Consider the following 11,982-nt stretch of genomic DNA (forward strand, 5'->3'; position numbering starts at 1 on the left):
CATGGAGAACGGGCGCGCCGCGGTCGGGATACGCCATGTGGGCTACATACACCCGACCGTATGAATCTCCGTTGAAGCGATTTACGGGCGGTTCACGGCGTTCTCGTCGGTGAGACCGTGTCTGACCGCCCACAACGCCGCCTGCGTCCGGTCGGACAGGTCGAGCTTCATCAGGATGTTCGAGACGTGCGTCTTGACCGTCTTCTCGGAGAGGACGAGCGCCCGGGCGATCTCCCGGTTGGAGCGGCCGTCCGCGATCAGGCCGAGCACTTCCCGTTCCCGGTCGGTCAGGGCGCCGGGGCGGCCCGCCGGCGACGGCTGGCCGTCCTGGGCGAGCAGGGCCTCGGCGACCTCGGGCTGGAGCAGTACGTGGCCCGCGTGGACGGAGCGGATGGCGGCGGCGAGGGCGACGGGGTCGATGTCCTTGTAGACGTATCCGGCGGCGCCGGCGCGCAGCGCGGGGACGACCGTCCGCTGTTCCGTGAAGCTGGTGACGATCAGGACGCGCGCCGGGTTCGCGGCCTCCCGCAGCCGCCGCAGGGCGTCGATGCCGTCGGTGCCCGGCATCTTCACGTCCATGAGGATCACGTCGGGCCGCAGTTCCTCGGCTCGGGCGACGCCTTCCTCGCCGTCGGCCGCCTCGCCGACGACCTCGATGTCCTCCTGTACCTCCAGGAAGGTGCGCAGGCCGCGCCGGACCACCTGGTGGTCGTCGACGAGGAGCACGCGGATGCCGGGGGTGTCAGCCACCGGGGACCTCCATCTCGATCGTGGTGCCCGTACCGGGCTCCGAGCGGACCTCCAGCCGGCCCCCGGCCCCGCTCGCGCGGTCGCGCATGGAGACCAGGCCGAGGTGGCGGCCCGCGGTGCGGACGGTGGAGGGGGAGAAGCCCCGGCCCCCGTCCCGTACGCGCAGCAGGGCGCCGCCGCCCGGGGTCCGGGCGAGGGTGACCTCGACGCGGTCCGCCCCGGAGTGGCGCAGGGCGTTGTGGAGGGCTTCCTGGGCCACCCGCAGCAGGGCCTCCTCCTGGGAGGCGGGCAGGGCCCGTACGCCGTCGCAGGTGAAGGTGACGTGTGCGGAGTGGGCGCGGTCCAGGACGCGGACGTGGTTGCGCAGGGTGGCGACGAGGCCGTCCTCGTCGAGCGCGGCGGGGCGCAGCTCGGTCACGGCGGCGCGGAGCTCGTCGGCGGCCTCGGCGGCCAGGGCGGCGACCTGCTGGAGTTCCCCCTTGGCCCGGTCCGGGTCACGGTCGACGAGGGTGGCGGCGGCCTGGGCGGTGAGGCGCAGGGAGAACAGCTTCTGGCTGACGGCGTCGTGCAGCTCGTGGGCGAGCCGGGAGCGCTCCTCTGCGATGGTCAGCTCGCGGCTGCGCTCGTAGAGGCGGGCGTTGGTGAGGGCTATGGCGGCGTGCTGGGCGAGGAGGGAGAGGAGTTCCTCGTCCTCGTCGGTGAAGCCGAGCGGTCCCCTCTTGTTGGCGAGGAAGAGGGCGCCGAGGGTGTCCTCGCCGTCCCTGATGGGCAGGCCGAGGAAGTCGGACATCTCGGGGTGGGCGGCGGGCCAGCCTCCGAAGCGGGGGTCCTCGCGTACGTCGGCCAGTCGCTGGGGGCCGTCCTGGTGGAGCATCGCGGCGAGGATGCCGTGCTGGCGGGGCAGGGGGCCGATGGCCCGCCACTGCTCCTCGGTGATGCCGTCGACGACGAACTGGGCGAAGCCCCCGTGGTCGTCCGGGACGCCCAGGGCCGCGTACTCGGCGTCCAGCAGTTCCCGGGCCGAGACGACGATGGTGCGCAGGACGTCCTTGACCTCCAGCCGGCGGCTCATGGCGAGCAGCGCGGTGCTGACGGCCGCCAGTCCCGTACAGGGTCCGTTGTGCATGGGGTCACCGTACCGGCGGCCCTGACCTGCGGGATCGGGCCTTTGACCTAGGTCCGGGGCCGGTGCGGGGTCGGGCGGAGGGAGGGGGTGGGGGCCCGTCGTCCCCGCCTTGAGGAGGAGGGCGCGGGGGGCGGAGTCGTCCTCCGGGCGGAGATCGGTCACACTCGGCGTTGCTGTTGCAACTCTGAGTGAGACTGTTACGTGGCCGATGTGAGCCCCGGCATAGGACGCACATCACTTACGAAGCTGCCTAGTGGACGTGTAAAGGCCCTGTCAGTGCGGGCGCACCTAGCGGCTGGGGTGGAAACGGGGGCACGGCGGGGGGCCGTGATCCACTAAGCGGCATCGTATGTCACACCTTTGCCACAGGATTTTGCCGCAGCTAAGAATGTCGACGTCGCACAGCGCCGCAGGGTCCCGGATCCTCGCGGCGCTCGCTGCGGCCACCGCCCCCGGATTCCCCACGGGGGCGCCCCCGTCGAAGAGGTTGCCCACGCCATGTCTGCTTCCAGCACTCCCGGTCACAGTCGTCTGACGAAGGCACACAAGCTGTCCATCGCCGGTGTCGCCACGCTCGGCGCCGCCGCCCTCGCCTTCTCGCTCGTCCCGGCCGGCGCCGCCCCCGCCGCCGAGGCCGGGACGGCCGTGGCCTTCGCCCCCGTGGCGTGGAGCCAGTCGGTGCAGCAGAACCTCAGCGCGCAGCACGTCGTCGCGGACAAGAAGGCCAAGGACACCGCCAAGGCGAAGGCCGAGGCCGACGCGAAGAAGGACCGCGAGCAGAAGCAGGCGGCGAGCCGTTCCGCGGCCCGCACCCCCGTCTTCGCGAACAACCTCGACGGCTGGATCAAGGAAGCCCTCTTCATCATGAAGAAGGAGGGCATCCCGGGCTCGTACGCCGGCATCCACCGCAACATCATGCGTGAGTCGAGCGGCAACCCCCGTGCGATCAACAACTGGGACATCAACGCCCAGAACGGCATCCCGTCGAAGGGCCTGCTCCAGGTCATTCCGCCGACCTTCGCGACGTACCACGTCAAGGGCACCAAGTTCGACCTGTACGACCCCGTCGCGAACATCGTCGCCGCGTGCAACTACGCCGCCGACCGCTACGGCTCGATGGACAACGTGAACAGCGCCTACTAGGCCTCGCACGACACAGACCCCCCATGCGCCTCAGGGCGGCCCCCGGAGTTCCGGGTGCCGCCCTGAGGCGTTCGTGCGTTCCGGCGGACCCGAGGGCCGCCGGGCGGGTCACTTGCGCATGACCTCGGGCTCGTGGCGGCGCAGCAGGCGCGCCACCAGGAAGCCGCAGGCGACGCCCATGAGCACCAGGATGGTGATGTCGAGGGTCCACTGGCCGACCGTGGCGTCCCAGAGCGGGTCGGTGTTGGTCGGGTTGTCGTGGTCCCACGGCGGCATGAGCCTGCCGAGGTTCAGCGTGGTGCCGGCGGCGGCGACGGCCCAGCGGGAGGGCATCAGCCAGGCGAACTGCTCCAGGCCCGGGGAGTCGTACACCTGGAAGAGGATGCCGGTGAACACGACCTGGATGATCGCGAACATGACCAGCAGCGGCATGGTCTTCTCGGAGGTCTTCACCAGCGAGGAGATGACCAGGCCGAACATCATCGAGGTGAAGCCGAGCGCCAGGACCGACAGGCAGAGCTCGACGGCCGGCGGCATGATCAGGCCCTCGGCGGGCAGCTCGCGCGGGAAGAAGCCGATCCCGCAGATGACCACGGCCTGGATGGCCGTGATGAGGCCGAGGACGATCACCTTCGACATGAGGTACGCGGACCGGGACAGGCCGGTCGCGCGTTCCCGCTCGTAGATGACGCGTTCCTTGATCAGCTCACGGACCGAGTTGGCGGCGCCCGAGAAGCACATGCCGACGCAGATGATCAGCATGATCGTGCCGGCGTCGCCGTTGAAGCGCGACGGCGGCGTGGGGGGCGCGAGGCCGAAGCTCGCGGGGATGACCGTGGAGACCACGCCCAGGACCGCCGGGAGGATCAGCATCAGGGCCATGAAGCCCTTGTCGGACGCGATCACCGAGAGGTAGCGGAAGATCAGCGTGAACAGCTGCGAAGCCCAGGCCTGCGGCTTCGGCGGGTTCATCTGCTGCGGCGAGGGCATCGCGACGGACTGCGGGGCGACCGCGTCGAGGTCGGCGGCGTACAGCTGGTAGTGCTGCGAGCCCTTCCAGCGGCCGGCCCAGTCGTAGTCGCGGTAGTTCTCGAAGGCGGAGAACACGTCGGCCCAGGTGGTGTAGCCGAAGAAGTTCAGCGCGTCGTCCGGCGGGCCGAAGTAGGCGACGGACCCGCCCGGGGCCATGACCAGCAGCTTGTCGCAGAGGGCCAGCTCGGCGACGGAGTGGGTGACGACCAGGACGGTACGGCCGTCGTCGGCGAGGCCGCGCAGCAGCTGCATGACGTCGCGGTCCATGCCCGGGTCGAGGCCGGAGGTCGGCTCGTCCAGGAAGATCAGCGACGGCTTGGTGAGGAGCTCCAGGGCCACGGACACGCGCTTGCGCTGACCACCGGAGAGCGCGGTGATCTTCTTGTCCTTGTGGATGTCGAGCTTGAGCTCGCGCAGCACCTCGTCGATGCGTGCGGCGCGCTCGGACTCGGCGGTGTCGCCGGGGAAGCGGAGCTTGGCGGCGTACTTCAGGGCCGTGCGGACCCGCAGCTCCTTGTGGAGGATGTCGTCCTGCGGGACGAGGCCGATGCGCTGTCGGAGTTCCGCGAACTGCTTGTACAGGTTGCGGTTGTCGTACAGCACGTCGCCCTGGTCGGCGGGCCGGTAGCCGGTGAGCGCCTTCAGGAGCGTGGACTTGCCGGAGCCGGAGGGGCCGATGACGCCGATCAGCGACTTCTCCGGGACGCCGAAGGTGACGTCCTTGAGGATCTGCTTGCCGCCGTCGACCGTGACCGTGAGGTGGCGGGCCGAGAAGGAGACGTCACCGGTGTCGACGAACTCTTCCAGCCGGTCGCCGACGATCCGGAAGGTGGAGTGGCCGACGCCGACGATGTCGTTCGGACCGAGCAGCGCGCTGCCGGACTTGGCGAGGGGCTGACCGTTGACGTAGGTGCCGTTGTGGCTGCCGAGGTCGTGGATCTCGAACCGGCCGCCGGGCATCGAGCGGAACTCGGCGTGCAGGCGGGAGACCTGGAGGTCGGAGACCACCAGCTCGTTCTCCAGCGCACGGCCGATGCGCATGACGTGACCCAGCGAGAACTGGTGGAACGTCGTCGGGCTGCGGTGGTCGCTGTACGCGGGGGCCCCGGACTGCACGGGACCGCCCTGCTGCGGGGGCACGTACGGCTGCTGCTGCGGCTGGTGCTGCGGCGGCTGCTGCTGTGCCTGGTGGTGCTGCTGGTCCCAGGCGGGCTGCTGCTGCTCCTGGTAGGCAGGAGCGGCCTGCTGCTGTGCCTGCGCGGCCGGGGCCTGGTACGCCGGCTGCGGCGCGGCGGCAGCGCTCAGATTCAGCCGCGGACCGTCCGTCGCGTTGCCCAGGTGCACCGGCGTGCCGGCCATGAGCTCGGTCTGCTGGACCCGCGCGCCGTGCACGTAGGTGCCGTTGGTGCTGCCGTGGTCCTCGATGCTCCAACCGCGTCCGTTCCAGCTGATGGTGGCGTGCCGCCACGACACCCTGGCGTCATCGATCACCACGTCTCCCTGGGGATCGCGCCCCAGCGAGTACGACCTGGACGGATCGAGCGTCCAGGTCCTTCCATTCAATTCCAGTACGAGTTCCGGCACTCCAGCCCCACTTAAGTCCCCCGAGAATCCCCCTGACGTCAGGGAGTCTAGGGATGGCGAACATCCGGGGGAACTATTTCAGGCCTGCGGCCACATGTGGAATCGGGGCCTTCCCGGGGCGTCTACGTCTGCCCGTTGACGGGGTCGAAAGTCACCCGGAGAGTGAGATAGGGGACTTCTCGACCGGCGGTCCCGTCGATTACCGCTCGGTAGGTATCGGGGGTCACCTCATGCGCCGCATTCGCCCGGGGAACGTGCTGCTGTCCGGGATCGCCGCCGTGGGGTGGTCGGTCGCCGCCATGGCGGGGGTGGCCGCGCTGGGGCTGCGGCTGCTGGGCGCGGACGCGGCGGGCGGCTCCCTCGGGGCGATGACCGCGGCCGTGGTGGTGCTGGCGTCGGGGGGCTCGGTGACCCCGTCCGGCGACCTGACGGTCCTCGGGGTGGCCGGGGCGGAGGCGGAAACCTCACTGGACGTGCGCCCTTTGGGGGTGGCGCTGGTCGGGGCGCTGGTGCTGGCGCGGATGTTCCTGCGCTCGCTGCCGGCCGGGGCGCGCGGGGGCGAACTCGCGGCGCGGGCCGCCGTGGTGGGGGCGCTGTTCACCGGTACGGCGGGGGCTCTGGCGTGGGCCGGGCACGACGTGGTCACCCTCGACGGGGCGCGGCTGCCGCTACCGCTGCCGCGGACCCCGGCCCGGGTGGAGGTCCCGGGGATCGGGGACATCGGCGGGCTGCTGCCGGACCGGGTCGGGGAGCTGCTCCCGGTGCGGGCGCGGATCGGGTTCTCGGCGGAGCTCGGGCCGACGCTCGTGGGCGCCGCGGTGTGGGTGACGGTGGTGCTGGCGCTGGCCCTGCTGGTCTCGCGGCGCGGTCCGGCGGCGTGGGCGCGGCCAGACGGCCTAGGGCCCGCGGTGTCGGCGGTGGTGGCCGCGCTGCTGGTGGCGGTGGCGGCCGGGCTCGCCGCGGCGGGCTGGGCCGCCGCCGGGGACGCGCGTCCGGGGCGGGTGGCGGGGGCGGCGCTGCTCGGGGGGCCGAACGGGAGCTGGCTGGGGGTGCTGCTGGGGCTGGGCGTGCCCTTCGAGGGGCGGGCCACGGGGCGGTTCGGGCCGCTGGTGCCGGATCCGCTGGACGCGCTGCTGGGGGCGGCGGAGCGGGAGCCGGTGACGGTGGCCCGGCTCGCGGAGTACGAGGGGCGGCTCTGGCTGCTGGCGGCGGGAGCGGGAGCGCTGCTGCTGTACGCGGGGGTACTGGCGGCCGTACGGGCCCCCGGGCGCGGGATCCTGCACTGCGCGGGGTGGCTCGCCGCCGTGACGGGGGTGGCGCTGGCGGGGCTGGTACGGCTGACGGACCTGTCGGCCGGGGCCTCGCTCGCGGTCCTGGGGGTGGACACGGTGGACACCCGGGTGGAACTGCACGGCAACCCGTGGACCGCACTGCTCCTGGGCGCGGCCTGGGGCGCGGCGGCGGGCGCGGCGGGCTGGACCCTGACCCGCACCCTGGGCCCCCGCCACCGGGCGAACCCCCCGGAACCGGCCCGGCAGGGGCGGACCCGACCGGGGCCGGACCGGCCGGGGCGGGACCTGCCCGGCGCGGGTTCCGGGCCGCCGGGGCACGGGGCGGAGCCCGACGGCTCCTGGGACGTGACGGTCACCGGCATCCCGCCGAGGCCCCGCCGCCCCGCCGGGGGCGGGCCTGCGCACCGGCCGCCCTTCACCCCGCCTCCCCCACCGGGAACCCCGCCACCACCGAAACCCCAGGCCCCTCCACCACCGCCGCGGGAGCCTTCGTAGCGGCCGGGCCGCCCGGACCCCCACCGCCACGACCCGGCCGGGGTGGCGTGGCCGCACGGCCGGAGGGCTCGGGCGTTCAAGAGGTGGGACGGGGGTCGGGGCGCGGGGGTGGGGAAGATACGGTGTGGGCACCATGAGCGCATCGCAGACCTCCGACGTCCCCACCCTCCTCGTCAAGATCTTCGGCAAGGACCGTCCCGGGATCACCGCCGGGCTGTTCGACACCCTCGCCGCCTACTCCGTCGACGTCGTCGACATCGAGCAGGTCGTCACCCGTGGCCGCATCGTCCTGTGCGCCCTCGTCACCAAGCCGGCCGGCGGCTCCGAGGGCGAGCTGCGGGCGACCGTCCACAGCTGGGCCGAGTCGCTGAAGCTGCAGGCCGAGATCCTCTCGGGCACCGGCGACAACCGGCCCCGCGGCAGTGGCCGTTCCCACGTCACCGTGCTGGGGCACCCGCTCACCGCCGAGTCCACCGCCACCATCGCCGCGCGGATCACCGCCGCCGGCGGCAACATCGACCGTATCTTCCGGCTCGCCAAGTATCCGGTGACGGCCGTCGAGTTCGCCGTGTCCGGTGTCGAGACGGAGCCGCTGCGCACCGCCCTGGCGCTGACCGCCGCGCAGATCGGCGTGGACGTGGCCGTGGTGTCGGCGGGGCTGCACCGGCGGGCGCAGCGGCTCGTCGTCATGGACGTGGACTCGACCCTGATCCAGGACGAGGTCATCGAGCTGTTCGCCGCGCACGCGGGCTGCGAGGCCGAGGTCGCCGAGGTGACCGAGCGGGCGATGCGCGGGGAGCTGGACTTCGAGCAGTCCCTGCACGCCCGGGTGGCGCTGCTGGAGGGGCTGGACGCCTCGGTGGTGGACAAGGTCCGCTCCGAGGTGCGGCTGACCCCCGGGGCCCGGACCCTGATCCGGACCCTGAAGACGCTCGGCTACCAGGTGGGTGTGGTCTCGGGCGGGTTCACGCAGGTGACGGACGACCTGCGGGAGCGGCTGGGGCTGGACTTCGCCTCGGCGAACACCCTGGAGATCGTCGACGGGAAGCTGACCGGCAAGGTCACCGGCGAGATCGTGGACCGGGCGGGCAAGGCCCGGCTGCTGCGCCGCTTCGCCGCCGAGGCCGGGGTCCCGCTGGCCCAGACGGTGGCGATCGGTGACGGCGCCAACGACCTGGACATGCTGAACGCGGCCGGGCTGGGCGTGGCCTTCAACGCCAAGCCGGTGGTCCGCGAGGCCGCGCACACCGCCGTGAACGTGCCGTTCCTGGACGCGGTGCTGTACCTGCTGGGCATCACCCGCGAAGAGGTCGAGGCCGCCGACCTGGCCTGACGGCGGGTACGTACGAGCCCGGGGGCGGGCCGGGCCCGCCCCCGGGCGTACGCGGTCAGTGTTCCTTCGGCGTCCAGAAGTCCAGCAGGGTGCCCACCCCGTGCTCGACGGACTTCCACGTGCCGGTGAAGGAGACGACGGCCAGCGCGGCGGTCGGGAAGCCCGTACGGGTCATCCGTGCCAGGGTGTCGCCCTCGGCCCGCCGGGAGAGGGCGTCGGCGAGGGCGTGCATGCCGGGGTTGTGACCGATGACGAGGAGGTCGGACACCTCGTCGGGGGTCTCGTTCAGCAGGGCGATGAGCTCGCCCAGCGAGGCGTCGTAGAGCCGCTCCTCGTAGAGGGTCTTCGGCCGGTACGACAGCTCCTGGACGGCGAGCTTCCAGGTCTCCCGGGTGCGGGCGGCGGTGGAGCAGAGGGCCAGGTCGAAGGTGATGCCGGTCTCGGCCAGCTTCAGTCCGACGGCGGGCGCGTCCTTGCGGCCGCGTTCCGCCAGCGGGCGGTCGTGGTCGGACACCTGGGGCCAGTCGGCCTTGGCGTGCCGGAGGAGGGCGATCCTGCGGGGTGTGTCGGCGCTCATGGCTCCCAGCTTCGCATGAAACGAGCCATGGGGCGCAGGGTGTTGGGGCACCGCCGCCCGGGGGTGCGGCGCACCCCGGCGCACGCGGGTCAGCCGACGGCGCGCAGCAGCTGCTGGGTGTAGTGGACCAGTCCCGCGGCCTCGCCGGTGGCGGCCTGGGCCTGGCCCGAGCCGGCGAGGAGCAGCAGGAGCAGGCCGAAGGCGAGGGCGGGCAGGGCCAGCGCCCACCAGTGCAGCCGGGTGTTCGCGCCGGTGCCGGCGGACGCGCGGCGGCGGCGCGCCGGGGCGGCGTGGGACGGGGTGTGCGTGGGGGCCGACATGGCCGCCTCCGGGAGTGTGCGGGTGGGACTGGCTCGCTGCTTCGAATCTATGGATCCGAGGCGGCGGTGCCCATCCGGGGCACACCCCACTGCACCCTGAACCTGGCCCCCTAGGGGATGGTGGGGTTATCCCCCCACCGGCCGGATGCCCGCCCGGCGTCAGGGAGACGCGATGGTGGCGATGACGGCGATGATCACGGTCACGGCGAGCATCGCGCCGAGCACGAGGCCGAGCTTCTTGTGGCCGTTCTGGGGGTTCGGTTCGAGTGCGGGCGACATGCCGTTCAGTCTCGCATGCCGCATTCGTCCTCGATCGTGCGGTCCCGGCCGGCGAGGACGCCGAGGACGATCTGCGGGACGAGGAGTGCGGCCATCACGGCGAGCGGCAGGTCCCAGCCTCCGCTGTGCTGGTAGAGGGTGCCGATGAGCAGGGGTCCGGGGATGGAGATGAGGTATCCGGTGCTCTGGGCGAAGGCGGAGAGCTTGACGACCCCGGCCGGGGACTTGGCGCGCAGCCCGATCAGGGTGATGACGAGCGGGAAGGCGCAGTTGGAGACGCCGAGGAGGAGGGCCCAGGCCCAGGCTCCGGCGGCGGGGGCGAGGTAGAGCCCGAGGTAGCCGGCGAGGCCGAAGAGGCCGAGGGTGACGGCGATGGGGCCCTGGTTGCGCATCCGTCCGGCGAGGCCGGGGATGACGAAGGCGAGGGGGACGCCCATGACCATGGTGACGGCGAGCAGGACCCCGGCGGTGGAGGCGGAGACTCCGGCGTCGCGGAAGATCTGCGGCAGCCAGCCCATCGTGACGTAGGCGCCGGTGGCCTGGAGGCCGAAGTAGCAGGCCAGTGCCCAGGCGGTGCGGCTGCGGACCACGGAGGGGCCGGCGTCCTCGCGTAGGGCGGCGGGCGCGGCGGCCTTCTCGCGGCGGGCGGCGAGGGCGACGGGCAGCCAGGGCAGTACGGCGGCGACGGCGAGGGCGGCCCAGATCAGCAGGCCGGTGCGCCAGTCGCCGCCGAGGGCGGAGGTCAGCGGGACGGTCGCGGCGGCGGCGAGGGAGGTGCCGGCGGCCAGGGCCATGGAGTAGAGGCCGGTCATGGTGCCGACGCGGTCGGGGAACCAGCGCTTGACGATCACCGGGAGCAGCACGTTGGTGACGGCTATGCCGGCGAGGGACAGGGCGCTGGCGGCGAGGAAGGCGGCGGCGCTGTCGGCGAAGGGGCGGATCAGCAGGCCGGCGGCGACGGCGGCCATGCCGGCGCAGACGACGGCGGCCGGGCCGAAGCGGCGGGAGAGCCGGGGCGCGGTGACGCCGAAGACGGCGAAGCACAGGGCCGGGACGGAGGTGATGAGTCCGGCGACGGCGCCGCTCATGTGGAGGCCGGTGCGGGCCTCCTCGAAGAGGGCGCCGAGGCTGGTGATGGCGGGCCGCAGGTTCAGGGCGGCCAGCACGATGCCGACGACGAGGACCGGACCGAGCCATCGGGGCGTGGCGTCGGGGGCCGCGGGGGTCCGGTGGGCGGAGGAGCGGACGGCCGCCGGGCGGTTGATGGTCTGGATGTCTTCGTCGAGCATTCGTCCATCATAGAATCATGGGATGATTGGTTGTCCAGTCGCCCCAGAGAGGACCTTGCCCACATGCCGCTGACCTCGCCCCGGCGATCCGCGCTCGTCGACCAGGTGATCGCCCAGCTCCGCAACCAGATCACCTCGGGCGAGTGGCCGGTCGGGAGCCGCATCCCGACCGAACCCGCCCTGGTGGAGCTGCTGGGCGTCGCCCGCAACACCGTGCGGGAGGCCGTGCGGGCGCTCGCGCACAACGGGCTCCTGGACATCCGCCAGGGTTCGGGCACGTACGTGATCGCCACCAGCGAGCTCGCCGGGGTGATGCACCGCCGCTTCGCCGGGGCGGACCCCCGGCACATCGCGGAGCTGCGCTCGACGCTGGAGTCCTCGGCGGCCCGGCTGGCGGCCGAGCGGCGCACCGAGCGGGACCTCCTGCAGCTGGACGCACTGCTGGCGCGGCGCGAGGAGGCATGGGCGAGCGGGGACGCGGAGCTGTTCGTCGGCGCGGACGTCGGCCTGCACATGGCGGTGGTGACGGCCTCGCACAACGACGTGCTGATCGAGCTGTACGCGGACCTGGGCGACCTGGTCGCGGACTGGCTGCGGTCGGACGTCGGCAGCGAGCTGCGGCCGGCGGACCATCTGGACCACGCGCGGCTGATCGAGGCGATCCGGCGCGGGGACGGGGACGCGGCCGCCTCGGAGGCGGCGGGCTACCCCTTCGTCTGCCTCGGCAAGGGCGCCGCCCGCTGAACGGAGCGGTCCGGGCGC

Annotated in this window: 11 protein-coding genes; 4 read left to right on the forward strand and 7 right to left on the reverse strand. The window is 72.8% G+C overall.

The annotated features are described in order from the left end of the window. Nucleotides 1–81 precede the first annotated feature (81 nt). Both OOK31_RS21785 and OOK31_RS21790 read right to left on the reverse strand, forming a co-directional pair. The gene (locus OOK31_RS21785) at nucleotides 82–750 is read right to left on the reverse strand and encodes a response regulator transcription factor (protein WP_267088972.1); all 669 of its coding nucleotides are present in this window, start codon (nucleotides 748–750) and stop codon (nucleotides 82–84) included. Further along, on the reverse strand, nucleotides 743–1,876 hold the full coding sequence (locus OOK31_RS21790; RefSeq protein WP_267088973.1) for a GAF domain-containing sensor histidine kinase: 1,134 nt from the start codon (nucleotides 1,874–1,876) through the stop codon (nucleotides 743–745). The genes OOK31_RS21785 and OOK31_RS21790 overlap by 8 nt, the downstream gene beginning before the upstream one ends. A 498-nt stretch (nucleotides 1,877–2,374) precedes the next feature. On the opposite strand from OOK31_RS21790, the gene OOK31_RS21795 reads away from it, so the two are divergent. Further along, nucleotides 2,375–3,019, forward strand: coding sequence for a transglycosylase SLT domain-containing protein (locus OOK31_RS21795; RefSeq protein ID WP_267088974.1), 645 nt, complete (start codon nucleotides 2,375–2,377; stop codon nucleotides 3,017–3,019). Nucleotides 3,020–3,127: 108 nt separating this feature from the next. On the opposite strand, the gene OOK31_RS21800 is transcribed toward OOK31_RS21795, so the two are convergent. Next, entirely contained in the window at nucleotides 3,128–5,635 is a 2,508-nt protein-coding gene (locus OOK31_RS21800) for an FHA domain-containing protein (RefSeq protein WP_267088975.1), read from the reverse strand. A 230-nt stretch (nucleotides 5,636–5,865) separates the two neighbouring features. Between OOK31_RS21800 and OOK31_RS21805 the strand changes: the two genes are divergently transcribed. Next, a complete protein-coding gene (locus OOK31_RS21805) occupies nucleotides 5,866–7,422 on the forward strand; it encodes a streptophobe family protein (protein ID WP_267088976.1) in 1,557 nt (518 codons plus the stop codon). Nucleotides 7,423–7,555: 133 nt separating this feature from the next. Next, nucleotides 7,556–8,755, forward strand: coding sequence for a phosphoserine phosphatase SerB (gene serB, locus OOK31_RS21810; protein ID WP_267088977.1), 1,200 nt, complete (start codon nucleotides 7,556–7,558; stop codon nucleotides 8,753–8,755). Between the two features lie 55 nt (nucleotides 8,756–8,810). Here serB and OOK31_RS21815 read toward each other — a convergent pair whose 3' ends face one another. The 4 genes from OOK31_RS21815 to OOK31_RS21830 all read right to left on the reverse strand — a co-directional run bounded on the left by OOK31_RS21815 (nucleotide 8,811) and on the right by OOK31_RS21830 (nucleotide 11,220). Beyond that, nucleotides 8,811–9,332, reverse strand: a complete 522-nt coding sequence (locus tag OOK31_RS21815) for a histidine phosphatase family protein (RefSeq protein ID WP_267088978.1) — start codon at nucleotides 9,330–9,332, stop codon at nucleotides 8,811–8,813. Nucleotides 9,333–9,421: 89 nt separating this feature from the next. Then, nucleotides 9,422–9,652, reverse strand: coding sequence for a hypothetical protein (locus OOK31_RS21820; protein ID WP_267088979.1), 231 nt, complete (start codon nucleotides 9,650–9,652; stop codon nucleotides 9,422–9,424). Nucleotides 9,653–9,811: 159 nt separating this feature from the next. Next, complete coding sequence (locus OOK31_RS21825) at nucleotides 9,812–9,931, reverse strand: SGM_5486 family transporter-associated protein (protein WP_267088980.1); 120 nt, start codon at nucleotides 9,929–9,931, stop codon at nucleotides 9,812–9,814. 5 nt (nucleotides 9,932–9,936) lie between these two features. After that, a complete protein-coding gene (locus tag OOK31_RS21830; RefSeq protein ID WP_267088981.1) occupies nucleotides 9,937–11,220 on the reverse strand; it encodes an MFS transporter in 1,284 nt (427 codons plus the stop codon). A gap of 63 nt (nucleotides 11,221–11,283) precedes the next feature. Here OOK31_RS21830 and OOK31_RS21835 point away from each other — a divergent pair, with 63 nt between their 5' ends. After that, entirely contained in the window at nucleotides 11,284–11,964 is a 681-nt protein-coding gene (locus tag OOK31_RS21835) for a FadR/GntR family transcriptional regulator (protein WP_267088982.1), read from the forward strand. Nucleotides 11,965–11,982 lie beyond the last annotated feature (18 nt).

The sequence above is a fragment of the Streptomyces sp. NBC_00249 genome (assembly GCF_026342355.1).
GTDB lineage: Bacteria > Actinomycetota > Actinomycetes > Streptomycetales > Streptomycetaceae > Streptomyces.

Coding starts and splice junctions, on each gene's coding strand:
- OOK31_RS21790 (WP_267088973.1), bottom strand. CDS start 1,876: ATGCACAACGGACCCTGTACGGGACTGGCGGCCGTCAGCACCGCGCTG.
- OOK31_RS21795 (WP_267088974.1), top strand. CDS start 2,375: ATGTCTGCTTCCAGCACTCCCGGTCACAGTCGTCTGACGAAGGCACAC.
- OOK31_RS21805 (WP_267088976.1), top strand. CDS start 5,866: ATGCGCCGCATTCGCCCGGGGAACGTGCTGCTGTCCGGGATCGCCGCC.
- serB (WP_267088977.1), top strand. CDS start 7,556: ATGAGCGCATCGCAGACCTCCGACGTCCCCACCCTCCTCGTCAAGATC.
- OOK31_RS21815 (WP_267088978.1), bottom strand. CDS start 9,332: ATGAGCGCCGACACACCCCGCAGGATCGCCCTCCTCCGGCACGCCAAG.
- OOK31_RS21820 (WP_267088979.1), bottom strand. CDS start 9,652: ATGTCGGCCCCCACGCACACCCCGTCCCACGCCGCCCCGGCGCGCCGC.
- OOK31_RS21825 (WP_267088980.1), bottom strand. CDS start 9,931: ATGTCGCCCGCACTCGAACCGAACCCCCAGAACGGCCACAAGAAGCTC.
- OOK31_RS21830 (WP_267088981.1), bottom strand. CDS start 11,220: ATGCTCGACGAAGACATCCAGACCATCAACCGCCCGGCGGCCGTCCGC.
- OOK31_RS21835 (WP_267088982.1), top strand. CDS start 11,284: ATGCCGCTGACCTCGCCCCGGCGATCCGCGCTCGTCGACCAGGTGATC.